Origin of the sequence: Mesorhizobium sp. M0019 (assembly GCF_040323975.1) — a bacterium.
Classification (GTDB): Bacteria; Pseudomonadota; Alphaproteobacteria; order Rhizobiales; family Rhizobiaceae; genus Mesorhizobium.
In genome coordinates, this window is record NZ_JAMYVK010000035.1 from 20,422 (window position 1) to 46,302 (window position 25,881).

Consider the following 25,881-nt stretch of genomic DNA (forward strand, 5'->3'; position numbering starts at 1 on the left):
GCAAAGAGAAAGGCGAGCCAGATAGTCGCCCTCGCATATGGAGGAAAGCGGATTGCGGTAAAATGCGGCGGCGCTCTACGGCGAACGCTTCGGCGTTGTCGACATATCTCTGCGTGAGCCACCGCGCGCGCACGACGATTTCGCCAGGCGTTTTTTCCGTCGTTAGGTACTTCGTTGCGGTCGGTGTCGACCAAACGGACATCGACCAATGGGCCTTTACCAGCACGAGCCCGTTACCGCATCGCCTGGGTAACGTGATCACGCCCATATGACCCGCTTAGGACCTGCTCAGCCAACCTGAGGTCGAACGTGTCGAGTCCTTTGGGAAACTTTGCACAGGTTGCCCGCAACGTCCTCTGCGCACCCTCCAGTTCGGCAACCGACCATTCCGCTAGAGCGAGACTTGTGGCGGCCCTGAGGGTCCACGACAGACTCCCTTGTCGAGCGGACAACTCGAATGAACGTAAAAAGTACTCCCTGGACGCCGCGAGCCCTTCATCATTGCTCAAAGCCAGTTCGCCCCTGATGCGGTTCAATTCGGGGGTGTACCATTCGTTCACATCAAGCCGAATTTGTGCACGTTCGAACATCTCAAGTCCTTGCCGTGCGCGGCCAGTCGCGGCGAGCAACCTCGCGAATTCCGCTTGGAAGATTCCGTTGAAAACTCCGTAGCGAGATGCCGAGAGTTTCTCCAAACCGGTGTAGAGCAGTCCCGAGGCAACATCGGTTGCTCCCTGCCGCATTCTGCAGAGCCCCTGCATGCTGAGCCCGAAACCATGGTAGCTCTGCACGCCGTGTTTTCCTGCGACCTCGACAAGCTCGTCGACGAGTGACAGGGTCTCGTGGTCATCCGGACTCGTCAAATACATGCTGAAGCTTGCCCAGGTGAGCGCCACGCAGAGCGGCACAGCCTGGTCGAATTGGCGCGCCTCGGCGATGGCCGTCCGATTGAGCCGCCGCGCATGGTCGGGACGACCGCGCAACCACTTCAGATTGGCCAAGACGGCCATGGCGTCCACTCTGCGATCATAGCCAAATCGCTCAATCATGGCCTGTCTCGATGTTTCATCATCGTGATGCAGCGAAAGTTCGAAGTGGCCTTCGGCCTCCGACAGTCGTCCCGTGTGATGGTAGGTTACCGCGCGCATGTAATTGGCCGTTGCGATGGCACCTCGATCGCCAATCCGCCCCGCCATATCACCATGGCAATCCGCAAGTTTGGTCGCTTCTGCGTAGTTCGGAAGGCGCACTTGGTGTGCCCAAAGGACGAGCAGAGAGACCAGCTCATGCTCCATATCCTTGAGGCTGGCGGCAAGCAGGCGCGACTTTGCCCAAGCAGCGTACGACTCATCAGTCATGCCGCCGGTGAACATCAGACAGCTGGCGAGTGCCGACTGAATGATCATTTCTCGCCTAGTGCCCAAATTCGCGACGTCCAACCGCTTGACGGCTATCGCCATCCACTCTCGGCATTCGGTCAGAAGCGACATGGCCAGAAACAACGGCCCGGCAGCCGCCGCCAGCCTGATGGCCAATTCGTCGCTTCCGCCAGGACCGAAGCTCCACTCGAGGGCGGCTCGGACATTTCCGAGATAGTCCTTCATGAGCTGCGTATCCTTCGAGGCGGTGCTATTGGCCTCTAGCATCTGGATTGAATGGTTCGCGTGCCGGGTCGCAATCGAGTCGTGCTCACCGCTCGCGATTAGCTTTTCCAAAGCATAGGAACGCGTTGTGTCGAGCAGTCGATAGGACGCTCCTTGCGAGTCGATGCTGGCTTCGATCAGCGACTTCTCAACGAGACTGCCCACCGCGTCAGCGATGTCTGACTGGCCAGTGCCTTCTTGCTCCGCGACAGCCAACGCCGCCTCCAGCGCGTAGCGCCCCGTGAAGATCGCCATGCGCCGCAAAACAGCGCGTTCGACGTCAGAGAGGAGGTCGTGGCTCCAGTCCAACGTCGCTCTCAGCGTCTGATGCCGTGGGCTTGCTGTTCGTCGACCGAGCTTCAGCAGGTCAAGGTGTGAAGTCAGTCTCGCCGCAGTATTGCGTACGCCGAAGACTGCGACCCTCCCGGCGGCGAGTTCGATCGCCAGCGGGATGCCGTCGAGCCTGCGGCATATCTCGGCCACAAAGGGCACATCGTCCGCGCCGAGCGCAAGTTCAACACCCCGCGCGCTGACCCGGTCCATGAACAGCCGTGTAGCCGGATAGGACAGAATCTCAACGACAGTCTGTCCAGATTGCTCGGGCGGACAATCCAACGGCTGAAGTCGGAACACGTGCTCGCCTGCGGTCTGCAACGCCTCCCTGCTGGTAGCCAGCAAGCAGACGTTCGGCCCACATTGACATATGCGATCGGCGATCTCTGCGGCTTGCTCGATGAGGTGCTCGCAGCTGTCCAGGATAAGGAGAGCCCTTCTGGAGCGCAGATACTCCAACACTGCCGCTTCGGGGTCGCCGCGCCCAGCCAGCCCCATCGTGGAAGCCATGGCCGCGACGACCTGGTCCTTGCTCCTAAGCACTGAGAGATCAAGGAAGAAGACCGCGCCCGAGAAGTCAGCCGTGGCAGCATGTCCGACGGCCGAGGCGACCGTGGTCTTCCCGATGCCGCCTGCGCCTAGAATTGTGATCAGGCGCTCCGCCCGGAGACGGGTGCGGATTTGGAGAACGACGTCGTCACGACCGATCATCGCGACGAGCGAAGCTGGCAGGTTCGAACCCGGGGCAAGTGAGTTCGTCTGCTGGTCCTCGGCTCGCTGACGCGCGACAGGTGCAACAAAGGAGTAGCCGCGCCCGTGCACGTTTATGATGTATTTGCGACCGAACTGCCCGTCGCCTAGCGCCTTGCGCAGCGCGGACAAATGAACACGCAGACTGCCTTCCTCGACAGTGACGTCCGGCCATGCCTTGGCAATCAGCTCGCTCTTGCCGACAACCTCGCCGGCTCGGTCGATGAGGCTTACAAGAACGTCAAATGCTCTCGCTCCGAGCGGAACGACTTCGTCCGCCTTTTTGAGAGAGCGCTCACTCAGGTTCAGCTCGAATGGACCGAACAGAACCTTGGCTACGCTCGCTGAGCCTTGCTGCTCAATCGCCATGATTGGCCCCACCAAGACCTGGGCGTTAGACTCGTCGTCCGTCTGGCGCAACAGGCGCCTAGCCCATGAGTGTCAATCAAAACCGTACCAGGCCACTACCTTGAAAGGCAGGGAACCCTCGTTGAAGCGTGAGCCATCGGCCCAGATGCCACGCAAAAGATAGTGCTCGGTCTCGTTCGACATGGTGCAGCTCCTTTCAGAACATGGACAATGCATCTGGCAGCGTGGAAGCTGGCATCTGCCGCGACCGTGCACGTGATGTGAGCACTTGCTTAGCAAATGAGCAATTACTCACAACTATGGGTTTGCGTCAATCCGGAATCGTCGCAGTGCTGCGGCACATAATCCATTTAGCATCTAAGCCGGCTAGAGAGCTTGGCGCGCGCGGGCATTTTTCAATATGCTGCACCGAGTGGAGGATAAGTGAGCAACTGTTCAGTTGTCGAGCGTTTGCCCAAGGCGGTGGATGCACTACCGGAGAATCGTTAGCACAGACCACTCCGTCAGGGCATCAACCGAAGAGCGTCCGCTTGCGCAGCGCGTCAATGTGTCGGAGTGAGGCGCACCGACAATTCCAAACGGGACCCAAGCTCAGAGCTCCCTGCTCGGCGGCGCTGCTGTCGGGACGACATGCCAATCGGTGCGCAGGTGCTTTCAGACGCGGTTGCCGGGCAAACACGCAGATCCGCCCGGCCCGGTTGCGGTATAGGCTTTTCCGATCTGGCCCGTGCTACTGCGCCGCGCGCATGGAAGTCAACGGCGCCAGAGGGTCTCACGTTCGCGCCGCCAGTAAGCCGGGCTTTGGCCAAACGCGTGCCTGAAGAGCTTGGACAAATGTGCCTGGTCGGAAAACCCGACGCTCAGAGCAATTTCGCTCAGCGAAGCTGAGCTGGTCAGCATCAGGTGACAGGCTACCTCGAGCCGCCGCCTTACGATGTAGGCGTGCGGCGGTTCTCCGAATGCCTGTTTGAACGAACGTGAGAAGTGCGCCGTGCTCCGCCGTGCAACAGCACTGAGGTCATTCGCGTGAATGGTTCGGTGCAGGTTCCGGTCGATGAACGATCGGACACGCGCTATCTGCCAACCCGCCAATCCGCCCATTCTGGAACCCGTGGCGCCTGAACGGCGCTCGATCTCCGACAGGAGGATGGATGACGCGACGGCCAGAGATGTCTTTGCCGCCTCCTGGTCATGTTCTAGTTCGCTCTTGGCTGCTTCAAGGAGCAGCACGAGGCTGTTTGCAAGGGAGCCAAACTCGAGATCGGTTGACGACGAAACATCTGCCACATCGCTGTACGGCCTATCCATATCGAACCCTCGACAAACGCTCCGAAGTCGTATGCGGGAGAAGATGATCCGAAAGGCCTTGGCTGGCTTGTTAAGAGGCGTTCTGAAATGTTAATCGTTTTACGCTGCGGCTGCCGCTGCGTTCCAAAGCGCCAGCTTTGTTGTGGTCGGCCACAGGTGGGCTTACATCTCTGATTTGATGGCATGCTCCGGCATGTCTATTCCACAGCAAGGCGGGCAAGGCGAGCCTAACCCGCGCTGAGGATTGAAGCGGGCGCCCTTGGGCATCCCTGGCGCGGTTATGAGCTAGCGTTGGCCGTACCTCTCTCTGAGCTTCTTTTTGTCGAACTTTCCGACGCTCGTCCTGGGGAGCGCATCGACAAACAGGATCTTGTCGGGGATTCCGAATTTCGAAATCACCCCGGCATCGGCGAAGGCTTTCAGATGCGCCTTTATCTGCATGTCGCTGAGATCGTCACCTGCGTGGGCGTCCCTGACGACGAGCGCCAGCGGCCGCTCTCCCCATTTGTCATCCTTGACGCCGATGACGGCGGCTTCCGATACACCCTTGCACTGCGACATGAGATCTTCGATCTGGAGCGATGACACCCATTCGCCGCCGGTTTTTATGACATCCTTGATGCGGTCGATGATCCGAACGTATCCGCCAGGCTCGATGACGCCGATGTCGCCGGTGTGCAGATAGCCGCCCGCCCACAACTGCTCGGACGCTTCGGCGTTGTCGACATAGCCCTGCGTGAGCCACGGCGCGCGCACGACGATTTCGCCAGGCGTTTTTCCGTCATGAGGCAGTTCGCTGCGGTCCGTGCCGACCAAACGGATATCGACCAGTGGCGCGGGCATGCCGGCCTTGGTTCGGATATCGATCTCCTTCTCGTCGCCCGTGAGGTCTGCGGATTTCACCTGCGCCAGACAAAGCAGCGGTGCGCTCTCCGACATGCCGTAGCCGGCAAAGACATCGACGCCCAGCGCAAGCGCCTGTTTGGCAAGCCCCTTCGGCAGTTCGGAACCTCCAATCACCATCTTCAGGCCGGCGAGATCGGTGTTTGCCGCCGTGGCGGCGCCGAGCAGCATCTGCAGGATCGTCGGCACGCCATGCGTGAAGGTCACGCCCTCGGTTTTGATCAGCTTGAGGAGAAAAGCGGGATCGTAGCGCCCAGGATACACCTGCTTGACGCCGGAAAGCGTCGCCGTCCACGGAAAGCCCCAGGCGTGCACGTGGAACATCGGGGTGATCGGCATATAGACGTCGTCGCGGCAAAACCGGCCTTGTTTTGCGGCGCTACCCAGGAAAGCCATTTCGGCGAGTGAATGCAGAACCAGTTGACGATGGCTGAAGTAGACACCCTTCGGCGAACCCGTTGTCCCGCTCGTATAAAAGGTGGTGGCAAGGGTGTTCTCGTCGAAGTCCGGGAAGCTGTAGTCGGGTGAAGCGCCGAGCAGCAGATCCTCATATTCGCCGGCGAACGAAAGCCCGCCTGTTTGGGGAACCGCCCGATCCGACATCAGGACCAAGGTCTTCACCTTGGGCAATTGCTGCTTGATGTCTTCCAGAACCGGGACGAAGTCGTCGTTGACGAGAAGCACCGACGAGCCCGCGTGATTGATCGTATAGGCGATCTGTTCCGGCGGCAGACGGACGTTCACTGTCTGCAAGACAGCTCCCATCATTGGAACGGCAAAGTAGGCCTCCAGGAACCGGTTGCTGTCCCAGTCGAGCACACCGACCGTGTCGCCGGCGCGGACACCAAGCCTGTCGAGGCTGTACGCGAGCCGCCCAATGCGCTCGCGCAACTCGCGGTAGGTGAAGCGTCTCAGGTCACGATAGACGATCTCCTGATCGAGCGCCTGCAGCAGGGGGGTATGCCAAAGCTGCTTGATGAGCAGCGGATACTGATATGCGGACTTGGTGACTTCTATAGGTCTTCCGGCCATGGCGGCGTCCTCGGGGATATGTCACGCGTCAGCTGCTCGATGGCGAGGACGCCGGCCAAGTGGCGTTGATGACGACGGGTCTCATTTTGACCCGCCTCGTTTCTAGGCGACGCGATCGGCTTTTCTCGGCTGCGCCGCTTCCTCAACCGCCTTGTTCCGCAATTCCAGAAGTCCAAGAAGAACCTCGTCCCGCTCCGCGGCCAGGTCGTCGATCGACCGCGCGCCCACCTCGGCGCGAACGCCATCGATGAGCTTCTGCTGAAGCTCCGGTGTCAGTTCCGGCGAACCCAGGACCTTCCACCAGGCCGTCATCGGACCGGTGAATTGCTTCAGGAAATGCTCCATGCCGCCTTGGCCGCCACCGAGGTGATTGAGGAGGACCTGGCCCATGATGCCCCAGCGCAGTCCAGGTCCCCAGGAGACCGCAGTGTCGACGTCGGCGACGCTGACGACGCCCTCGCTAACCAGATAGTACACCTCCCGGGCAAGGGCAGCTTGCAGCCGATTGGCGACATGCCCCGGCACTTCCTTGTGCAGGCGGACCGTTTTCTTGCCCAGAGCCGTATAGAATTCCGAAGCGCGCCGGATGGTCTCTTCGGACGTCTTCGCGCCGCCGACGATCTCGACCAGCGGGACCAGATGCGGCGGATTGAACGGATGCGCTATGACGCAGCGCTCGGGATGGAACGGGCAACCGGACTGGATCTCGCTCATTGTCAGGCCCGATGAACTCGAGGCGATGATCACATCGGATGGCAGCAGTTCGTCGAGTTGGCCGTACAGCTTTTTCTTGAAGTCGATCCGCTCCGGTCCGTTCTCCTGGACGAGATCGGCTCCCTTGACGGCCTCCGACATGTCGGCGGTAAATGCCAGCCGCATTGGAGAGGCGCCCGGAGCAAGACCCAGCCTGTCGAGCGCGGGCCAGGCCGCGTCGATAAAGCGTCTCAATGAGGCTTCGGCATCGGGGGCGATATCTGTCGCAACGACATCGAGGCCCTTTGCCAGGAATTGTGCCGCCCAGCTGGCGCCGATGACACCCGTACCGATAATGGCGACCTGAGAGATTTGCTTGCTGCCAGCCATGGTCATTTCTCCTTCGAGGGAATTTCGGCGTATGCGACGCCGGACAGATTGCCTTGGGCGAAGAGAAACGTACGCTTCTCGGAGCCATCGAGCTTTGCGGTATAGACCGAGCCACCGAGGTCGGTGACGAACATCCGATCGCCGGCAACGTCGAGCGCGATACCGATGCCTTCCATCAGATCGCTGACGACGGGCTCCGATGCGTATCCATTCCTGGCCGGCGCATCGATCGAGGCACGATTGACGGTATTGCCGGCCGGCGGATTGCCGCGATCCGTCCAGTAAAGAAAGCGGCTTTCGAGGTCGAGCTCGAGGTCGATCGGTTCGGGCAGGTCGTCGAACCATGTTTCAATGTCCGTTCGACTGGCGGCATCCTCGCCCTTGGGTACCTCGATGCCCGCCCGGAAGATGCAGCCGAGGCCGGCATTGTCCGGACCCTTCTGCGTCCAGTAGATTTGCCCACGCACGGGATCGACCGTGATACCGACGCACCATTTGGTGGCGTCGCGGCTATCGTCTTCGCCCTCGCCCGTCTGGACCAGCGTCTCGACATTCGTGCCGTTGAGATTTGCGCGCATCACCCGCATGCCCTCGCGGTCGCACCAGTAGAGCTTGCCGCTCCGCTTCTCCAGGTGAAGCTGTTTTGGCGTGTGTGTGATGCCCTGGGGGACGATGACCTTGCGATTGCTACCATCGAGGTCGGCACGCTCGATGGAACCGTCATTGAGGTTGGGCACCCCCATATTCGTCCAGTAGATATGGCCGGCCTCGACATCGACCACGATGCCGTCGGGCAGATGACAATCGGTGACGATGACCTTCCGGTCAGAACCGTCCGGGCTCATCGAGTGGATACGGTCACCACTCAGCTCGAGAACGAACAGTCGGCCAACCGCGTCCTTGCGGTCCGATGTTGGTTTCGACTTCGTCGCGAAAGCCTCATTCATAGCTCTCTCCTTTCACGGGCCTCGATGCCGAAGTGCGGCATCCTGCACATTCGATCGTCGCCAACGGCTCTACGCGGCCGCTGCAGGATTGCTGGTTTTGGTGAAGTCAGGCGGGCGCTTTTCCAGGAAGGCCGTCAGTGCTTCCTTCGCCTCCTCGGAGCGAACATGCGCGCTGAATGCCTCGTTCTCAGCCTGCATCGCTGCCTTGATCTGTTCACGAGAGGAGCGCTTCAAAAGTCGCTTGGACGCTTGCAGCGCACCAGCCGGTTTCGCTGCCAGCTTCCGCGCCGTTTCGGTCGCCACCGGCAGTAGGTTCTCATCGAGCACGACCTGCGTGACGAATCCCAATTCCGCGGCGTGCCTGGCATCGAACGGCGATCCCAGCAGAATCAGCTCGGCCGCGCGAATGTGCCCGATCGTAGCCGGAACGGCGTAACTCGACCCAAATTCCGGCACCACAGCCAGGTTGATGAAGGGCATCTGAAATCTGGTGCTTTCGCCCGCATAGACGAAGTCGCAGTGCAACAGCACGGTGGTTCCGCTACCGATCGCGGCGCCGCGCACGGCCGCAACGATCGGTTTGTCGAAATCGACCAGCGCATTCATGAGTCGGGCCTGGGGGGATTCTCCCCGGCCCGGAGGATTCTTCAGAAAGTCCTGAATATCGTTGCCGGCGCTGAATGCATCTCCTGCTCCGTGCCAAAGCACGACACGTACGCTGTCGTCTTTGCCCGCCTCATTGAAGATATCAGCGAGCTTCGCGTACATGCTCGAAGTCAGCGCGTTCTTCTTTTCCGGCCGGTTGAGTTCAACGCGAAGTATGCCTTCGGATCGCTCCGTAACTATGTCATCCATCGTCTTCAATTTCCGTCCAATGATCGTCTACCTCGGTATGGTGCGAACCTCGCTCTAGGCGGCGCGTCCCGGTGCCTTCGGAACCGTGCCGCTGGTGCGCAGAGCGTCTATATCGCTGATGTCGAAGCCGAGCTGCTCGAGGATTTCCTCGCTGTGTTCGCCGAGTTCTGGCGCGCGTCGGGCCGGAGCCTTGGCGACGCCATGCACCTGCAGGGGGCTGCCAATCGTGAATTTGAGGTTCCCACCGGCGCCATCGAGTGGCACGACGATGTCATTCGCCCTGAGCTGCGGATCCTTGATCACCTCGGCGGGCGCCTGCACCACGCCAAAGGTGAGATGGGCGTGCTCAAAGACTTCGCGCCAATGCGCCATTGGCTGCGCGGCAAACGTCTGATCCAGGATCGCGGTGAGCTGCCCTGAATTCGCGGCCTGCTTTGCAGGGTCGGCAAACAGGGCATCCGTCAAGAGGTCCGGACGGCCTATTCCGTTGGCCAGAGCCGGCCATTTGTCGGGTGTCAGCACGATCAAGAACCATGTCTCGTCGGCCGCCCGATAGACATTCAAGGTCGCGTTCGGCGGATTGGCGCGATCATGCAAGGGGAAGAACGTGGCGTCGGCAAGCGCGGCCTGTGCCATGACCGCAGAAGCCCAGACGCCAGCGGCGAGCAACGAGGTGGTGACGTACGAGCCCTTTCCGGTGCGTTCGCGCCGGTAGAGTGCGGTGACAATTGCCGAATAAAGGCTGACCGCCGTTGCATGGTCACCACTGCCGGTGACCGGGAACGTCGGCGGAGCACCCGCATCTCGCGTCAGCGACAGCAGGCCGCTTCGGGCCCAGTACGCCGTGAGGTCGAATCCCGGGAGCTGGGCGTCAGGCCCGTTGTCGCCATAGCCGGTGACGTCCGCATAGATCAGACGTGGATTCCACGCCGCGACATCGTCATAGCCGAGCTTGAGTTTTTCGCGAGCCGGATGCGGCGTATTGACGATCAGGACGTCCGCCCACTCGACCAGCCGCCGCAGAACGTCACTCGCTTCGGGCGACTTCAGATCGAGCGCCAATCCGCGCTTGTTGCGATTGTTGAGATGCCATGGATAGTTGTCTTTTGATCGCGGCTGCGGCGGAACCTTGTATCCAATCCGCCACGTGTCGCCGGTTGGCGGCTCGACCTTGATGACGTCGGCGCCGAAGTCGGACAGGATCACCGCGGCGGCTGGCCCCGCGATGAAGCTGGCCAGGTCCACCACCTTCAGTCCGGCGAAAATGTTGTCGGTTGCCATATGGGCTGTCCTTTCTGAATTGCCGTGTACGTCGGATGTCTTCAGCGCCCACGAAACTGTGGCGCGCGCTTCTCGAGGAAGGCGGCCGTGCCCTCCTTCTTGTCCTCGGTTGCGGCGCAGAGCCCGAAGTAGGAGGCCTCGAGCAGCAGGCCTTCGCCCTGGCTCGTCTCCATCCCCTTGTTCGCCGCCTCGAGCGCGAACCTGATGGCAATCGGAGCGTTGGAGGCGATCTTGTGCAGGACGGCCTCGGCGCGTGTGATCAACTCGGCGGCCGGAACAATCTCGTTGACCAGCCCGATTCGATACGCCTCCTGCGCCGTGATCATCTCGCCCGAGAGGATGAGCTGAAGGGCGCGGCCCTTGCCGACGAGCCGTGGCAGTCGCTGCGTTCCGCCACCACCGGGCACCAGGCCCAGTGCGACTTCCGGCTGGCCGAACCGCGCCGTTTCCACCGCGATCCTGATGGTACAGGCCATCGCCGTCTCACAGCCGCCGCCGAGCGCAAATCCGTTCACGGCCGCGATCACCGGCTTGCCAAGATTCTCGACGAGGTCCAGTACCCCTTGCCCGAAGCGACTGGACTGTTCAGCCTCGAATGCCGATACCTGCGCGAGCTCGCTGATGTCGGCGCCCGCGATGAAAGCCTTGTCGCCGGCACCCGTCAGAATGACGCCGCGTATCGTGGCATCGTCGCGAGCGTCCTCGAAGGCCTTTCTCAAATCCGACCATGTCGGCGTGTTGAGCGCGTTGAGGACCTTTGGGCGATTGACGGTGACGTAGGCAATGCTGCCCTTCTTCGCATAGAGCACGTTTGCGAGCGCCAGGCCCGCCGTTTCCACGGCCATGATGAATCTCCTGTTCAGGGGGCGAGCCAGGGTGGGGGGAGCGACCCTGGCTCGCCGCTGCTCACACGAATGCGCCGAGGCCGGTAATGGCTTTGCCGACGATCAGATTCTGCATCTGGTAGGTGCCTTCGTATGAGTAGAGAGCTTCGGCGTCGTTGAAGAAGCGCGCGACATTGTAGTCGGCGACGATGCCGTTACCGCCGAGCAGTTCACGCCCCCATGCAACCGTCTCGCGTGACTTTGCCGTGCAGAACGCCTTGGCCAGCGAGGCGTGATGGTCGGCAAGCTTGCCTTCGTCATCCATCTGCGCCAGGCGGACCATCAGGCACTGGCACGCGGTCAGGTTGGCGAGCATCTTGGCGAGGATATCCTGCACCATTTGGAATGAAGCGATCGGCTTGCCGAACTGCAGACGCTCCTGCGTATATTTCAGTGTTGCTTCGAACGCGCCCATCTGGATGCCGGTCGATGCCCAGCCGACCATGTATCGCGTCATCCGCAACACGCGCGCGGTATCTCGGAACGAGTTGCCGCCCTGCAGGCGGTTGGCTTCCGACACGCGGACGTCCTTCAGTGTAATCACGCCGTTCTGGACGACCTTGAGCGCGATCTTGTGCTCGATCTTCTCGACGCTGAATCCCGGCGTCGTCTTGTTCTCGACGATGAAGCCTTTCACCTGATTGTCGGTGAGGTCACGCGCCCAGATGATCGAAACGTCGCACCACGTCGCGTTGCCGATCCAGCGCTTCTGCCCGTTGAGCACCCAAGTGTCGCCCTCGCGCTTGGCAGTCGTAGTCAGCCCTCCGCTCGTGCCCGAACCGACCAGTGGCTCGGTAAGGCCGAAGCAGCCGATCTTTTCCCAGCGCGCCATCGGCGGCAACCACTTCTGCTTCTGCTCCTCAGAGCCGTCGAGATAGATCGAGCCCATGGCCAGGCCGCTGTGCACGCCGAAGAAGGTGCAGAACGAAGCGTCGACACGTGCCAGCTCCATTGCGACAAAGCCGAACAGCTTCTGGCTGCCGCCGGCGCAGCCATAGCCCTCGTATCCAAGGCCTCCGAGTCCCAGCTCCTTGAACGAAGGCAGCAGTTCGAAGGGAAACGCATCGTCGGACCAGTATTTGTTGATAATCGGCTGGACCTTGCTCTCCATGTAGGCCCGCACCTTCTTGACCACCGCCAATTCGTCGGGGGTCAGGACATCGACAAGCTGGTAGAAGTCGCTGTTTGGCGCCGGCAAAGGCTTGGCCTGCTTGTCTTCCTTGGTTGCGATTGCCACTGCCATTCTCGCTCTCCTGCTCGATTGTCCGATCTCTCGGAATGAAATGTCAGCAGGACTATGGCTTCAGCCGGCGGCTTCTTCTTGGAGAACTCTGCGGCGGGTAGGACGCCTGTGCCCGATTTGGCGCGCCTCCAGCGTTGATTTGTACGTGGGCGCGGCGTGAACTGCCGCCCACGAACGGGATCAAAAATCAGGTTGATCCAGTGACTTTGCAACGCCCGGGAGCACGGTTTGGCAGTGAGGATGAAGGCAACATCCCGATGACATCGCGCCATGTCGGCCGATGGCGTCCGCGCTCCAAGTAGTCAGGTCGCGAGGCGGGGTGCCGTAAATTCCGACAATCACATCGGTTAGACGGCTGGCCCTCACGGACGGAGCTTGCTTGCCGGCAAGGCCATGTTTTCACGCTCGAAACGTGAGCTTGGTTCGCGCTATCCATTCGGCGGTTGGTTCTGAAAGAACTGACGGCTCTGTCGCTCGGCGTCGGCGAATGCCTTCTCGCCCTCCGTACGAAGGTGCTTCGGCTTGTATCTGCACACTATCTCGCACGCGCAGCCGGGGCCTTCGCGGTCACAGAATTCGAGGTACTCAGGTCTGTCACCCGCCCCCTCCCCCAACTGCATGAGTGACGCGATCTGCTGGAGCCGCCTGGATGTCATGCAGGCATAGCCGTGGACCGTCCTGAGCACCGCCGCGGCCTGCATCACATTGAGCGCCGTCTGGCCGCATTCTCGTGCGCTTCTCAGATTTTCCTGCGCGGTGTGTTCGAGGATGTCGTGCAGTTGATCAATCAGGCCATTCGTCAGATGGTTGGCGGCTTCCCTGAGCGTCGCTCGATCAGAACCATCGTCGGTCGTGGGTTTCTTGGTCATTGCCGCGCTCCTGCCAGCTGCCTCGCACTTCAATCGGTTGCAGCAGGAGCTTATCGGGACCGGTCGTCGCTGGATTTGATCGACGTGCGCCGGCTTGTTTGTCTCGGCGGCAAGTAAGACTGCCAAATGGCAAGGAATAGCGACCAGCAATTCGCTTGATTTCGACAAACACACGGTAGCGCGACTCCCTCGCAAACCCCCGCAAGCGCAGAGGCAAAGAAGTCGCCGTTGGCCAGGCGAAGTCACGTCCGACAGCGGCGTGGCTGACTTGAGAGATCGTCGCTTTCGCGCGCCAGACGGATCACGGCGCCGTGGTTTGCTTGGTCGTGACCGCGGCATTTGTGGGTCGCGGCGGTTCAGAGATCAGCCGCGAGCTGCGCTGGCCGGTCAGATACGACCACAGCCACTGCGATTGAACCCTCCAACGGTTCTGAAGTTGGGGGAGAGCCAACAGGTGGACGAAAGCCCATATAAACCAGGTCAGGAACCCAGCCGTTTTCAGATGACCGGCCTCCAGGATGGCGAAGTTCTTGCCGACGACCGCCATGTTGCCCTTGTCTCGGTATCGAAACGCCCGCTTTGGTTCGCGCCCTTTGATTTGATCGGAGATCACTCGTCCCACATAGCGCCCTTGCTGGATGGCTGCCTGCGCGACGCCGGGCACGGGTCGCCCATCCTGCTGTATGGACGCGGCGTCGCCGACCACGAATAAGTTCGGCTGGCCCGGCAAATTGAGGAAAGGTTCGACCAGCGCCCTGCCCGCCCGGTCCGTTTTGGCGCCGAGCAGCTGGATGATCGGCGATGCGGCCATGCCTGCCGTCCACAAAACGGTCGCGCTTGGAATTCTTTCGCCGCCCGCGATCACACCCTGGGCGTCGACACGATCCACCTTGACGCCGGTCACAACCTTCACGCCGAGCTTGGCGAGGTGTCTGGCGACCTTTTTCGACAGTGACGGAGCAAAGCTCGGAAGAACCCGATCTCCTCCCTCGATCAAGGTGATAGTGCTGGTTGCCGGATCGATCTTCCTGAAATTCCGACGCAGCGTGACCCTCACCATTTGTGCAATCGATGCCGCAAGTTCGACACCGGTCGGTCCGGCCCCGACGAGCACAAAGTTCATCTGGCGGGCGCGCTCGTTCTTATCGTCGGTCGCCTCGGCCATTTCGAACGCGCTGAGGATTTTGGTTCGGATCGCCTCGGCGTCGGTGAGGTTCTTGATCCCCGGTGCAAAGGCTGCGAATTCGTCGTGGCCGAAATAGCTCGGACGCGTACCCGTGGCGACGACGAGGAGATCGAACCGCACCTTGCGGATGCCAATCCCGGGAAAGAGGGCATCGACGGTACGATGGGTCGTATCGACATCAACGACGTCGGCGAGCATCACATTCAAATTTGCCTGCCTCGCCTCCAACTGCCGGATCGGCGCCGCGATCTCGGATGGTGCAAGCACTGCGGTTGCTACTTGATAGAGCAGCGGCTGGAAAATATGATGATTGCGGCGATCGATCAGAACCACGTCCACATCGGATCTCTTAAGGGCCCGCGCCGCTGCCACTCCGGCAAAACCGGCGCCTAGGATAACGACCCGCGGCCGCATGGTGCGTGAGCCACCACCGTCGGCGGCATTTTCGGCGGGACCAGTCTCAGCCAACATCGCTCATCACCTCATGATTAGCCGGGGATCTTGCAGCTGGCCGATCTGACGACCATGCAAATCGAATAGCTCGTGGGATGCCCTGTTTCTTGTAAAGACTTGCTGCGACCCGAAGCGGCCTGCCGCGTTCGGTCGCGCCCGTCCAAAAAGTCGTTCGCCCGGCGGGCGGCCCCGGAATACGAGATGCTAGCGGGGCCAACGAGGTACCTTGGCGTGCTTGCGTAGTCTATTCGGCGAGGAGGGCCGATGGTGACCGGCCCTTTCAGGTTCGTTCAAGATTACCTGCCCCAAGGACCGCGGCCGTATCCGTCCTTGGTTGCCGGAGGCTCTGGCCGCCAGCAATGCCGATCTCGTTGGAGAAGGTATATGTCGGGTCGGACATTGTCGCAGGTCTTTGCACTTCTTGCGATCCCTAGTGATCGCTTGCAGCAAGGACAGCTCCGTCTGAAAGGAGGAGGGTTGCGACAGCAAGAGTGGTGATTCTCATTTTATTCCTCCAATGCTGGTTTTGTGTTTGGAATGATTGGGTCACGATCGAGCGGAACGCACTTGCGGCCTTCCGACGGTGGCGGGCTCAACGGATCCTAGGATCAAAGTGAATGTCCGCAGGGTAGCGCCCGATGGTCCAAGCGCAGCCCTGTCCAGGCGAGTAGCAGCGCGCCGCCAGGAGAGACTGCCGCTGCTCTTCGCGCAGCGTTGGCAGCACTTGGCCCGAACGAACCATGACGGCACGGCGAGCAGTAGCCGGCCCGGCGCCCCGCATGTAGTACAGCTCTGGTCGGTAGCGCGGCCAGAAGAAATCACGAGTGCTCGAAGCAACTTTGGTGATTAGAATGCGGACATCCATCGCACGTCTCCTTTAGGCCGGCTGATCGACAAGGCTAATCGGCGAATGACGCTGACATCACCGGCAGCCACAGATCGATGGTGGTGCCGCAATGAGGCGCACTGGCGACCGACAGCCCGCCACCTTGGCGTTCCATGAGTTGCTTGACGGTCGCCAGGCCGAGGCCTGTTCCGTCTGTTTTGGTCGAGAAATGGGGTTCCCCCGCCATTTTCAGGGTCGCCTCATCCATGCCGATGCCACAGTCTGAGATTGTCAGACGGATCATCGAGCCGCTTCCCCACGCCCGACTGCTGGACGGGCAATCCTGCGCAACAGCGATCGTCACACGTCCGCCGGCCGGCATCGCGTCACGGGCGTTCAAAACGAGATTGAGCAACGCCCGCTCGATCAGCTGCTGGTCGATGCAAGCCTTGGGGAGACCCTCAGCGATGTCGAGGTCAAGACGAAAATGCGTCGACAACAAACTTGCAAACGGTGCCTCGAGCCGTTCCAGAAGCCGACCGACATCGACCGCAGCAAGATTGAGTGGTCGGGGGCTCGCAAAATCGAGCAGTTGCCGCGCCAACGTCTTGGCGCGAAAAGCACAATAAATCGCTCCGTCAATCCTTTTCAGTTGCCGTGCAGTTACGACCCCGCGATTTTGCATCTCCTCCAGGACGGACACGATCGGCGTCAGCAATATGTTGAAATCGTGAACAATGGAAGCAAGCAACACGCGCGGGTCAGGAACTGGCGGCAGGGCAATATTGTCATCAGTGACGCGCTGCCCGGTCGTCATATCGAGATTGTCGGCCATGGCTTCTCTCCATCGAGAGCTTCGGGAAGTCTGGTTTCCGAGAGTTGCATTTGATCACGCCTCAAGATTCAGGGCTTGTACGAAGCATCTGGTCTTTTGACGTTTCTCGCAGGATCTTTCTGGCCGTTCGGCAAGTTCGGCCTACCTCAGCATCCCATGGCGAGCTCGCACCCGCCGTTGGAGTGCCAACAGGCGCCCGAGGCCGACCGATCTCGAGCTTTGGCCCGACACCGTTGACCGTCAGGATCTTGATGAAATTGGTGGCCGCAAGTGAACGAACGGTAGCCCGGCCAGTGGTCCGCCCTTTTCGAGCCCGCCAAGGTCCTTTCGATGATCTTGCGAACCTCGGCCTCCGCGTCGACATCATCGCACGAGTCGAACAGGACCCGCTGGCTACTCGATACTGCCGGCTCCGGCAGGACCTGAACGTCAATATGATTGAATGCCTTGGCGACGCACGCGCACGGAACGAACTCGCGGAACACCTAGCTCGAATGTTTGCCGCCGAGATCGTGTCAATGGCTCACTTGGAAACGAGTGGGCTAGCGACGCTCGTATAGTCCTTTGCCGGCAGGGCCGGTTGCGGCAGGGCGTAGAACATCGGTTCGCGGGTCTCGAGACCCGCGTCGGCGGTCTGCATCTTCATCTCAACCCCAGTGCCGTCGGCCTCCGCCTTGCCCATCGCATCCTGAAGTTGTTGCGCGGCTTGCTGGCTCCATGGCAGCACATAGAAGCGCGGCTCAGTCGAGGCGGGCGTGGTGAGCCATACGTAGATGGCTTCGTTCTCAACCGGGACGGCGCCCACCACTTGAGCTTTTGCCGTGTCGCGCCACTCAAGCGTCAGCGGCTTCGGACGGCCAAGAAGCTCGCTGGCGCCGACATAGACGACGGCGATCAGCGTCAGGAAGATGCCGACCGAGAGGGCGCGGCGGGCAATGCCTGCATGCGGCAGGATGACGAAGATGAACGCGCCGAGCAGCAGCGCGAAGATGACGGGAGCGATCATCATTGGGAGGCCGCCACGCGTAGGGGTTTGAAGATGCTGTTGATGCTGCCCGGCACCAGTTGGCCAGTCGAATCGAGCCGGAATCTCAAGGCGGTAAGCTCCTGGTTGGGCTTGCGTAGCTGGACCGTCGGTGTGGCCACCGGCGCTGACGACTTGGCGTCGCGCTTTACATTGACGCTTATCTTCACCGGGACGGGATATGTGACGTTGACGCCGCGATACATGTGAACATTGACGACGTATTCGCCCGCGGGTGCGCCCCTGGAATAGGCCACTTCGTGGTTGGAGTCGGTCATGTCCTGCGCCATGCCGAGGTCGTCGCGCAGCAGATCGAACACCTTGCCGCTCTTGTTGGAGTAGCCGACCGGCACATCGCCGGGCGCCTGGACCCATAGATCGACATCGGCGTCGAGCTTGTCGGGCCATTGCGTCTCGACGGTGACGTTTCCCGGCGCCGTGATGCCATCGGTCTCGCTTGCCTTGGCCGGCGGGTTCATCACCGTCATCATGAGCACGGTCATGAGGACGAAGCCGCCGAGCATCAGGAGAGCGGTGTCGAGCCAGACAGTGAGAGTTTCCTCATCCATCGAAGTTCCCCAACAGGCGAAGATTGATCTTGAGCCACAGGTTCGTGGCTATGCCCAGCAGCGTCGCATAGAGCGCGACATACATGCCGTCGATGACCGACGCGATCATCGGCCGGATTGCATTGGGGTCGGCCGAGCCGCCGGTACGCGCCGCGGAGAAGGCGACGATGAGCCCAACCACGGTTCCAAGCAGCCCGATCCGCACCACATGGGTCGCCAGCCAATCGACGTCGCGCCAGCGCCGGAGGAAAACGCACAGAATGCCCAGGGCGCCGATGGCTGCGATCAGCCAGCACAGAAACCCGTTGTTGCCAGCGAACGGCTTGCCGGCAACGCCGACGACCCACAGGCCGGCGATTGCGGCGGCGCCAATTGCCTGAAGAACGATGAACCGCGACAGGAATGCCAGCGGGATGCCGTGCGCGTCGTCAGGGCGCGTGGCCCGCACCCTGCGGGCAACGGCGTGCGATCCAAGGTCAGATGCCTGCTCTGACCAAAGCTGCTGAGCAATCGGGACGATACCGCACCGCGACTTATGTCGCGGTGCGCTTTCGCGGGAATAGACGTCAACCATCTTAGCGTTCCTTCTTTTGCGATCCACGCGATCAGGCGCCGCGCTCGCCCTTGGCGCCGACCCGCTTCAATTCTTCCCAGCCTTCGCCGGCCGCGACTAGGCAGCTTGGGCCGTTCGGCTGGCTGACCATGATCGTCCAGGTCTCGCCGTCGTCGCTGGTCAGCACTTCGACGACTGAGCCGTTTTTAGCCAGACCGAGGGCAACGGGCGCTTCTTTGAATCGTGTGGAAAGTTGCTTCAGAATTTCCGGCCGCGAGGCGCACAGAGGCGATCCAGCCTCCGCCGCCGCGGGTATGGAGAACATGGCGACTAGTACGAGTGCCGCCCCAATCACTTTGATGCGCGCCAAATCAGGACGTGACTTAACCAGTTTGAAACCTTGATTGGACATTGGGACCTCCGAGTTTGTGCGAAGGCAGGCCTTTCGGCCGTCTCGTTTTCCGTGAGTAGCATTTGATCACGGCAAACTATTCAAAGCTTGTAGGAAGCGTCTGCGCTTTGGACACTTCTCGCAGGATTGCTGCTGTTTGAGGTTAGACGCGCCATCTACCAAGGATTGGTTGGTCGAAGTCAGAGATTGAACAGGTGCCTGATACGCGCCCGCAGCGGCGGCATCGTCGTCGTGGCATTCGCCCCGTCGCCTCGGCCGAGCCGAAGCAGCTCTGATGCGTTCCGCTTCGAGAGAAGCAAGGCCAGCTCGTCGGCGATTGCGGGGCGATCCCGCATCAGCGGCGCCAGGCTCTTTTGTGTGATCTCATAAACGACCACGAAAGTGAGAGCCTTGATGCCGCCGAACTCGCCGGCTTCCGTCAGAAGACCGCCTTCGCCGAAGCAGTCACCCGGCGCAAGACGCTCCAGTTCCATCTCGCGCGCGCCCTCGCGCCGATTTACGGCTACGACGCCGCTGCGCACGATCATCAGCGACTTCAGCACCTCCCCCTGCTTTGCGAGGGCCTCTCCCTTTCGGAAGGTCCGGCGTGTCATCGTCGAAGCGAGCGCTTCCTTCTCATCCTCGGTCAGCGGGGCAAACAGGGGGATCGCGTCCAGAAGTCGCCGTGGCGTGGTATGGAAACCGAACGGCATCTCAACCCCGTTCGATTCCGGGAATGCGGAGCCAACAGCTTCCGTGGGCGCAGCAAGAGTGAGCCCGGCCGCCTTGGCATGACGGAAAATCAGGTCGAAGACCTCGCTCTTTGCCTTGCCGGCGAGGGCCCTGTCCGCAACCCTGAAAGCAAGCTCCAGTTCCGCTGCACCTCCGTCCAGCGACAGTATTTGCACACTCGGCTCCGGTCGTGTCAGGATCGAATTGCTGCTCAAGAGAACCGAGTGCATCACATCGGCCATCGTGGACGGCGCTGTGGTTGGCCGGAACCGGACCGTCAGTGTTACCCCGTGGCTCCGCTCGGGACTGCTGAGGTTGGTCAACCTTGCCTTCGCGAGGTCGCTGTTGGGGACAACCACTAGGTCGTTTGCACCGGTCAGAAGATGGGTGGCCCGCCAATTCATCTCCACAACCTTGCCTTCGAAGCCATTGCTCAGCACAAGCCAGTCGCCGATTCCGTAAGGCTTGGCGAGATTGAGCGCTACGCCCGAGAAGACGTCCCCCAGAGTGTTCTGCAAGGCAAGGCCGAGGACAATAGCGACGGCGCCAGATGTGGCTATCAGTGTTCCGACCGGGGCGTTGAATACGTAAGCGATGATCGAGAGGACCGCTGTCACGTAGATGATGCCTACGACAAGATCCTGAAGAAGCCGTCCCTCACGGGGCTGGTGATCGAGGATGAGAAATACGCGGACCACGCCGATCAGCGACCATGCGGCATTGATCCACCAGATCACCTTGACGATGCCAGTGAATACGCGCTGCACCCTAGAGATGTCGGCCGGATCAACCTCATACGGGATGATCCCGTGGTATAGCAGCAGCGCAGTGAGCGCCAAAAAGAACGCCAGTTGGCCGACCAAGCGGAGGGTCGGTCGGTTGCGGAGCAGAATGCGCGTAACCAATGCGCCCAGCGTGGTGAGCACGCCAGTCTGGACGATGGGATCCGCGATGATTTCGGATAGGGGTGCGTAGGTAACCATGGGATTGGGAGCCACGTATTGTTCGACGACAAGAGGACCTAGTGTGAGAGCGCCGCTGTGCGGACCTACACTGAGGTCGGCGGCGACTGAAACTGCCGACCGAATCGAGTTGGAGGTCACATTGCGGTTGCGAAGAACTGCTTGTTGAAGAAGACGAGCCTGGCGGACACCTTTGATCCGTTCCGATCTACCACCCCTATGGGAAGGTCGCAGACGATTGCCCTTCTGAATATGGCGCTCAAAGCCGACGGCCGCTTTCCGGGTCTTCTTGTCGCGGCCACGACCGACCTCATCCGACGACCCTTCAAGTCTTACGGTTGGGTGGTGAGCCAAACGGTCATGCCGGGCTCCAGCCTTCCAGCACTGCCGTTTGGATCAAGGCGCAGTCGGAAGGAATTGAGATCATGGCCCCCGACGGCGCGGGCCGCGCGCCAGGTTGCGAATTCTCCCAGTGGGCGCAGTTCCGTTACGCGAGCCTCGATCTGGCGCCCGCCCTGCACCGTCAGCGCTACCGTTTTGCCGAGCGTCATTTCGTTCAGATCGTCTTCACGCAGCGTGAAAGCGAACCAGGCCTGACCCTCCGCCTCCATCGTCATCACCGGCTTTCCCGGACCAATAATCTCGCCGGGCTCGCCAACGCGAATGCCTATTGTGCCGTCCGTCGGCGCTGTCAGTCTGGTCTTGTCCAACTGGGCCTGGAGTTCCGCGACTGTCGCCTCGGCCAACACCACTTGGGCATCGGCCACAGCACGCTCCTCGGCGGTGGGACCCGCGGTTGCTTCGGCGACTTGCGCCTGCTTGAGATCAAGGTCAGCTTTCGCCTTTGCAAGCGAGGCCGTGCTGTCGTCGAGCGTTTGTTTGCTGGCGATGTCCTTGCCCGCAAGTGCCGATGCGCGGTCATACCGCTGCTGGGCGAGCAGAAGATTGGCTTGCGCCGTCTGGACGGCCTGGGTGGCGATTGCCACCTCTTCTGCCCGCACGCCCGAATACACCCGATCCCGCTCTGCCTTGGCGCTCGACGCAGCGGCTTTGGCTTCACCAACGGCTGCTGTCAGTTCGGGGTTGTCAAGCACGGCAAGAAGATCGCCTTTGTGGACACGCTGGCCTGGAATGACGACTATCGTCGCCAGTCGCCCCGTCGTCTCGGGTGCGATGCGAATCTCGGTCTGCCGGACCATGCCGGCGATCGGTGGCTTTGCCTGCTCTGCCGACGCTTGCCAGGCACTGCATAGTATCGTGCCTGCCGCGGCCAATGCGATTGCAAAACCATATCGCGGTCTAGCGAGCATCGGGCACCCTCCAACCCGCGGCGATTCTGGATGAGGCGATAGCAAGGACAGCGTAAACGCCTGTCAGCACCCACAGCCCCATCCAGTCTTTCCAGACGTCTGTCAAAGTCGCTCCCATCTGGTTGACCCGCACCAGGCCATCGATGCCGAAGGTGCTTGGAAGAATAAGACTGGCCGTCCGAAGCATCGGCGGGATCGCTTCCAGCGGCCATGCGACGCCGACCAGAAAGAAGATCGGAAGACTGATCGCAACGAACAGGAGGACCGCCGTTTCGCCCCGCTTGAACCAGTTCCCAACGAACTGGCCGAGCAGGCTGACCGATAGGATGAAGGGGATGGCGAGAACGATCAGGTCGAGCACATGATCGCTTGCCGAGAAACCGTAGGCCCTCGGCAGCACGATGAGGAACAGCGCCAGGCCCGGCAGCGCAAGCAGCAGATGCACGAGGCTTTGACCGATCACCGCTGCCACAGTTCCACGACGGCGGCGAGCGCTGCGGCCGCCCTGCTCATAGGCCATCCCGGCCACCGAGGCCGAGCCCATCAGTCGCGTCTGCTGCAGGATCAACAGAAAGGCGGCTGGAACGATGTAGCTGCCATAACCGCCGGTGGGATTGAAAAGCGGCTGGTTCAAAATCTCTACAGGCGAGCTTTGCACGAGAGCCGCGCGGTAGAGGCTGCCATTCGAGCGGGCGCTGCGCGCCGCAAGATCTGCTGTGACCGCGCCCACGCCTTCCTGAATACCCTGCAGCGTCCGATTGTAGAGGAGGAAATAGGCTGAATCGACATAGGCAGGCAGTCTGGTCTGATCGCCCTTCAGGATGTCGCGTTCAGTTCCTGCCGGAATACCCAGGATGCCGAACACTTCCCGGCGTGCGAGCGCGGCCTGCGCTTCGGCCAACGTCGTCGGCCGAAGCAGCACCTTCACCGCTTCGTCGGCATTGACTGCCTGGATGATCGTACGGCTGACGTCGGAGGAATCGTCATCCACGACGGCAATGGGGATGTCCTTGATAAGTTGGCCTAAATAGGGTTGCGGGTAGAACACACCGTAAACGATAGGCGCCATAACGATAAGACCGAAGGCCATGCGGTTACGGATAATCCGGCCATATTCGTCGGTGAATGCTCGAACAATGCCGATCCTTCCTTCCGACCTGTATTGTTCGGGGGATTCGACCGGCTTTGGCCTCGGATGCCGAGCAACAAATCGCAACGTCAGCCAGGTCAGATTGAAATAGATGACCGCCAATCCGCCCAGCATCATGAAAGGCTCGGCGGAATCCGCTGCCGATACGCCACGGGCCGCCTGGTCGAACAGGATCTGGATGTACCAGCGCAGCGGCAGCATTGCCCCCCAGGCGCGGGAGAAGGTGTTCATAGCCAAGACGGGAAACCCGACGCCGGCGAAGCCGAACGCCGGCGAACAGATGATGCCGGTCAGGCTGAGACCGAATGCAAGATTCCTGACGAGAAGCTGCAGCAGCGCGCCCAACGACAAATAGGCAATGATCAGCAGGCAAGCGCCGGTGGCCACCAGCACAGGGTCGCCGCGGAAGGGTATCTCGAAAATGCCGTGAATGATCCCGAGCCCGACAGCCATCATGACGAGGAAGATGCCGAAGTAAGGTGCCAGCTTGCCAACGAGCGCGATGAGCATGCTGTCGCCGGCCGTCGCCAGCCATTCCCGCATGTTGCGCGACCCGAACTCGGAGCCGACCGCATAGCCGGCGGAGATTGCGATCACGATATGGAGCACCGTCGGCAGGATCGCTCGCAAAAGGAACTGCGCATAATTCAGCGCGGGGTTGGTGAGAACGTATTGTTCGACGACAAGCGGACCGAGCGTGAAGGCGGCGGTGTGTGGTCCTGCCGGCAGGTCGGCAATGGCTGCCGATAGCGCCGCCTGCAGCGAACTCGAGGCGACGTTGCCAGGCGTGAAGAACTGCTTGTTGAAGAAGACCACGACCTGCGGCCGGCGCCCCCCTGCGATGTCGCGTTCGAGATTCTCGGGGATATAGACCGTGGCAATGGCCTCGCCGGAGCGAACGGCATGCATGGCGCCATTGAGATCGGAGGAACGTCTCGCCACAGTGACGCCCGGTGCCGCGCTGATCGCCTGCACAAAGGTCTCGGACGTCTTCGTCCTGTCCTGATCGACCACGTCGACCCGAAGATCACGGATGACCGCATTGCTGAATGTGGCGGCAAGGATCGCAAAGGCAATCAACGGGATGACGATGACGAGCAGCAGGGCAACCTTGTCGCGACGGATCCAGGCCACCTCACGGAGAGCGACATCGACAATGCCGAAACGACGCACAGTCGGCATCAGTGCGCCCCCTTCCAATCCGCGTAAGCACTCATGCCGGGCCTGAGGTCGGGGAGCTTTTCGACCGGATAGGCCCGCACCTCGAAGGTCCTGAGATCGAAGTCGCCTGTCGCACGCGTTGCGCGCCATCCGGCATACTCGCCACGTGTGGCAATGGTCCGCACCTCGACGGTGACGGGCATGTCGCCAAGTGCAGGGATTTTGACCGTGAACCGGTCTCCCACCTTCAGACCCTTGATCAGGTCTTCGCGGAGATCGAAGCCCACCCAGACATCGCTGAGATCCACAAGCGAGAGCAACGGCACTCCGGGTGAGACATATTCGCCGACCTCTGCGCCGACCTGATAGACCTGCCCGGCAATCGGCGCTTTGACGGTCATCTCGTTGACCTGCGCCTGCAGGGTCGCGATGGCGGCCTCGGCCTTGGCGACGGCAGCTTGTGCCACGCCGCGTTCCTCAGCGGTGTGGCCAGCGACAGCTTCCTGATAGGCGAACTTTGCCTGCTCCAGTGTTCGCTTCGCCACGTCCAGCGACGCGGTCGCCTCGTCGAGCTTTGCGACCGACTCGAAGCCGCCCTCGGTGACCTGCTTGACCCGGTCGTAGGTCTGCTGGGCAAGCGTCAAATTGGCCTGAGCCGACGCGACCTCAGCATTGCGTTCCGCAACCTCCTCGGCGCGCGTGCCGACCTGGATACGCGTGAAGTCCGCCTGAGCGACGGCCCTTGCTGCCTCCGCCTCGCTGAGCTTCATCAACAGCTCCGGATTGTCGATCGCCACCAGCAATTGCCCGGTCGTGATATTGTCGCCGCGCGAGACCGGTCGCTGTCCGACCCTGCCATCGATACGAGCCGCGATATCAACGCGCGTGGCATCGGCTTCGCCTTGCACCAGCAGCGGCTGCGGCTGAACGAGATACCACAAGGACAGACCGATGGTCGCCAGCGCGGTGAGCGCAACGATAATCGCCGCTATTTTCGAGGTTCTGGGCGGCTCAGCGGCGGCGAGTTGGACTGACGCGCCAAGATCCGGTTGGTGCAATTCAGCTTGAGGGCTTCCAAGGCTTCGGTCCGGAGTTCCAAGACCGTCAAGACGCGCCACCGGCGCGCCGGTCCCGGGCGACAATGACTCGTCACTCGAATCCGATGTCTTGCTTATCGGGTCACGCGACATGTCCGACACCTGGGTCTCCAATCATCTGGTCTGGACAAT

The 25,881-nt window shown here is 61.1% G+C and carries 20 protein-coding genes; all 20 read right to left on the reverse strand.

All coding sequences use genetic code 11. From position 1 onward, the window contains the following. Positions 1-233 precede the first annotated feature (233 nt). The 20 genes from NKK47_RS23215 to NKK47_RS23310 all read right to left on the reverse strand — a co-directional run bounded on the left by NKK47_RS23215 (position 234) and on the right by NKK47_RS23310 (position 25,842). Positions 234-3,095: an ATP-binding protein gene (locus NKK47_RS23215; protein WP_352578360.1), complete on the reverse strand. Its 2,862-nt coding sequence runs from the start codon at positions 3,093-3,095 to the stop codon at positions 234-236. Positions 3,096-3,848: 753 nt separating this feature from the next. After that, positions 3,849-4,403, reverse strand: a complete 555-nt coding sequence (locus NKK47_RS23220; protein ID WP_352578361.1) for a helix-turn-helix domain-containing protein — start codon at positions 4,401-4,403, stop codon at positions 3,849-3,851. A gap of 285 nt (positions 4,404-4,688) precedes the next feature. After that, positions 4,689-6,338: a fatty acid--CoA ligase gene (locus NKK47_RS23225; protein WP_352578362.1), complete on the reverse strand. Its 1,650-nt coding sequence runs from the start codon at positions 6,336-6,338 to the stop codon at positions 4,689-4,691. A gap of 102 nt (positions 6,339-6,440) precedes the next feature. Further along, positions 6,441-7,421 carry a 3-hydroxyacyl-CoA dehydrogenase NAD-binding domain-containing protein gene (locus tag NKK47_RS23230; protein WP_352578363.1) on the reverse strand — a complete coding sequence of 327 codons (981 nt, stop codon included), beginning with the start codon at positions 7,419-7,421 and terminating at the stop codon, positions 6,441-6,443. Positions 7,422-7,423: 2 nt separating this feature from the next. Beyond that, positions 7,424-8,368, reverse strand: coding sequence for a 3-hydroxyacyl-CoA dehydrogenase (locus tag NKK47_RS23235; protein ID WP_352578364.1), 945 nt, complete (start codon positions 8,366-8,368; stop codon positions 7,424-7,426). A gap of 69 nt (positions 8,369-8,437) precedes the next feature. After that, on the reverse strand, positions 8,438-9,223 hold the full coding sequence (locus NKK47_RS23240; RefSeq protein ID WP_352578365.1) for an enoyl-CoA hydratase: 786 nt from the start codon (positions 9,221-9,223) through the stop codon (positions 8,438-8,440). A 54-nt stretch (positions 9,224-9,277) separates the two neighbouring features. Beyond that, the gene (locus NKK47_RS23245; RefSeq protein WP_352578366.1) at positions 9,278-10,504 is read right to left on the reverse strand and encodes a CaiB/BaiF CoA transferase family protein; all 1,227 of its coding nucleotides are present in this window, start codon (positions 10,502-10,504) and stop codon (positions 9,278-9,280) included. 41 nt (positions 10,505-10,545) lie between these two features. After that, positions 10,546-11,349 carry an enoyl-CoA hydratase-related protein gene (locus tag NKK47_RS23250; RefSeq protein WP_352578367.1) on the reverse strand — a complete coding sequence of 268 codons (804 nt, stop codon included), beginning with the start codon at positions 11,347-11,349 and terminating at the stop codon, positions 10,546-10,548. A 61-nt stretch (positions 11,350-11,410) separates the two neighbouring features. Further along, positions 11,411-12,631, reverse strand: coding sequence for an acyl-CoA dehydrogenase family protein (locus NKK47_RS23255; protein ID WP_352578368.1), 1,221 nt, complete (start codon positions 12,629-12,631; stop codon positions 11,411-11,413). A 428-nt stretch (positions 12,632-13,059) separates the two neighbouring features. Next, positions 13,060-13,500: a hypothetical protein gene (locus tag NKK47_RS23260; protein ID WP_352578369.1), complete on the reverse strand. Its 441-nt coding sequence runs from the start codon at positions 13,498-13,500 to the stop codon at positions 13,060-13,062. 301 nt (positions 13,501-13,801) lie between these two features. Next, positions 13,802-15,157 carry an NAD(P)/FAD-dependent oxidoreductase gene (locus NKK47_RS23265; protein ID WP_502905032.1) on the reverse strand — a complete coding sequence of 452 codons (1,356 nt, stop codon included), beginning with the start codon at positions 15,155-15,157 and terminating at the stop codon, positions 13,802-13,804. 881 nt (positions 15,158-16,038) lie between these two features. Beyond that, a complete protein-coding gene (locus NKK47_RS23270) occupies positions 16,039-16,800 on the reverse strand; it encodes a sensor histidine kinase (RefSeq protein ID WP_352578371.1) in 762 nt (253 codons plus the stop codon). Between the two features lie 523 nt (positions 16,801-17,323). Next, positions 17,324-17,809 carry a hypothetical protein gene (locus tag NKK47_RS23275; protein WP_352578372.1) on the reverse strand — a complete coding sequence of 162 codons (486 nt, stop codon included), beginning with the start codon at positions 17,807-17,809 and terminating at the stop codon, positions 17,324-17,326. Next, positions 17,806-18,393 carry a DUF2135 domain-containing protein gene (locus tag NKK47_RS23280; protein WP_352578373.1) on the reverse strand — a complete coding sequence of 196 codons (588 nt, stop codon included), beginning with the start codon at positions 18,391-18,393 and terminating at the stop codon, positions 17,806-17,808. The genes NKK47_RS23275 and NKK47_RS23280 overlap by 4 nt, the downstream gene beginning before the upstream one ends. After that, positions 18,386-18,967 carry a MotA/TolQ/ExbB proton channel family protein gene (locus NKK47_RS23285; protein WP_352578374.1) on the reverse strand — a complete coding sequence of 194 codons (582 nt, stop codon included), beginning with the start codon at positions 18,965-18,967 and terminating at the stop codon, positions 18,386-18,388. The genes NKK47_RS23280 and NKK47_RS23285 overlap by 8 nt, the downstream gene beginning before the upstream one ends. Before the next feature lie 31 nt (positions 18,968-18,998). Next, on the reverse strand, positions 18,999-19,358 hold the full coding sequence (locus NKK47_RS23290) for a hypothetical protein (protein ID WP_352578375.1): 360 nt from the start codon (positions 19,356-19,358) through the stop codon (positions 18,999-19,001). A 179-nt stretch (positions 19,359-19,537) separates the two neighbouring features. Continuing rightward, positions 19,538-21,052, reverse strand: a complete 1,515-nt coding sequence (locus NKK47_RS23295; protein ID WP_352578376.1) for a cyclic nucleotide-binding domain-containing protein — start codon at positions 21,050-21,052, stop codon at positions 19,538-19,540. A gap of 311 nt (positions 21,053-21,363) precedes the next feature. Then, positions 21,364-22,341: an HlyD family secretion protein gene (locus tag NKK47_RS23300; RefSeq protein ID WP_352578377.1), complete on the reverse strand. Its 978-nt coding sequence runs from the start codon at positions 22,339-22,341 to the stop codon at positions 21,364-21,366. Further along, entirely contained in the window at positions 22,331-24,673 is a 2,343-nt protein-coding gene (locus NKK47_RS23305) for an ABC transporter permease (RefSeq protein ID WP_352578378.1), read from the reverse strand. The genes NKK47_RS23300 and NKK47_RS23305 overlap by 11 nt, the downstream gene beginning before the upstream one ends. Then, the gene (locus NKK47_RS23310) at positions 24,673-25,842 is read right to left on the reverse strand and encodes an HlyD family secretion protein (RefSeq protein ID WP_352578404.1); all 1,170 of its coding nucleotides are present in this window, start codon (positions 25,840-25,842) and stop codon (positions 24,673-24,675) included. The genes NKK47_RS23305 and NKK47_RS23310 overlap by 1 nt, the downstream gene beginning before the upstream one ends. Between the last annotated feature and the right edge of the window lie 39 nt (positions 25,843-25,881).

Bases quoted from the DNA above. Each gene is read 5' to 3' on its own strand.
- NKK47_RS23305 (WP_352578378.1), bottom strand. From the start codon at position 24,673: ATGCCGACTGTGCGTCGTTTCGGCATTGTCGATGTCGCTCTCCGTGAG.
- NKK47_RS23275 (WP_352578372.1), bottom strand. From the start codon at position 17,809: ATGATGATCGCTCCCGTCATCTTCGCGCTGCTGCTCGGCGCGTTCATC.
- NKK47_RS23240 (WP_352578365.1), bottom strand. From the start codon at position 9,223: ATGGATGACATAGTTACGGAGCGATCCGAAGGCATACTTCGCGTTGAA.
- NKK47_RS23280 (WP_352578373.1), bottom strand. From the start codon at position 18,393: ATGGATGAGGAAACTCTCACTGTCTGGCTCGACACCGCTCTCCTGATG.
- NKK47_RS23260 (WP_352578369.1), bottom strand. From the start codon at position 13,500: ATGACCAAGAAACCCACGACCGACGATGGTTCTGATCGAGCGACGCTC.
- NKK47_RS23225 (WP_352578362.1), bottom strand. From the start codon at position 6,338: ATGGCCGGAAGACCTATAGAAGTCACCAAGTCCGCATATCAGTATCCG.
- NKK47_RS23220 (WP_352578361.1), bottom strand. From the start codon at position 4,403: ATGGATAGGCCGTACAGCGATGTGGCAGATGTTTCGTCGTCAACCGAT.
- NKK47_RS23300 (WP_352578377.1), bottom strand. From the start codon at position 22,341: ATGCTCGCTAGACCGCGATATGGTTTTGCAATCGCATTGGCCGCGGCA.
- NKK47_RS23265 (WP_502905032.1), bottom strand. From the start codon at position 15,157: ATGTTGGCTGAGACTGGTCCCGCCGAAAATGCCGCCGACGGTGGTGGC.
- NKK47_RS23245 (WP_352578366.1), bottom strand. From the start codon at position 10,504: ATGGCAACCGACAACATTTTCGCCGGACTGAAGGTGGTGGACCTGGCC.
- NKK47_RS23250 (WP_352578367.1), bottom strand. From the start codon at position 11,349: ATGGCCGTGGAAACGGCGGGCCTGGCGCTCGCAAACGTGCTCTATGCG.
- NKK47_RS23295 (WP_352578376.1), bottom strand. From the start codon at position 21,052: ATGGTTACCTACGCACCCCTATCCGAAATCATCGCGGATCCCATCGTC.
- NKK47_RS23230 (WP_352578363.1), bottom strand. From the start codon at position 7,421: ATGGCTGGCAGCAAGCAAATCTCTCAGGTCGCCATTATCGGTACGGGT.
- NKK47_RS23285 (WP_352578374.1), bottom strand. From the start codon at position 18,967: ATGGTTGACGTCTATTCCCGCGAAAGCGCACCGCGACATAAGTCGCGG.
- NKK47_RS23235 (WP_352578364.1), bottom strand. From the start codon at position 8,368: ATGAATGAGGCTTTCGCGACGAAGTCGAAACCAACATCGGACCGCAAG.
- NKK47_RS23310 (WP_352578404.1), bottom strand. From the start codon at position 25,842: ATGTCGCGTGACCCGATAAGCAAGACATCGGATTCGAGTGACGAGTCA.
- NKK47_RS23270 (WP_352578371.1), bottom strand. From the start codon at position 16,800: ATGGCCGACAATCTCGATATGACGACCGGGCAGCGCGTCACTGATGAC.
- NKK47_RS23215 (WP_352578360.1), bottom strand. From the start codon at position 3,095: ATGGCGATTGAGCAGCAAGGCTCAGCGAGCGTAGCCAAGGTTCTGTTC.
- NKK47_RS23290 (WP_352578375.1), bottom strand. From the start codon at position 19,358: ATGTCCAATCAAGGTTTCAAACTGGTTAAGTCACGTCCTGATTTGGCG.
- NKK47_RS23255 (WP_352578368.1), bottom strand. From the start codon at position 12,631: ATGGCAGTGGCAATCGCAACCAAGGAAGACAAGCAGGCCAAGCCTTTG.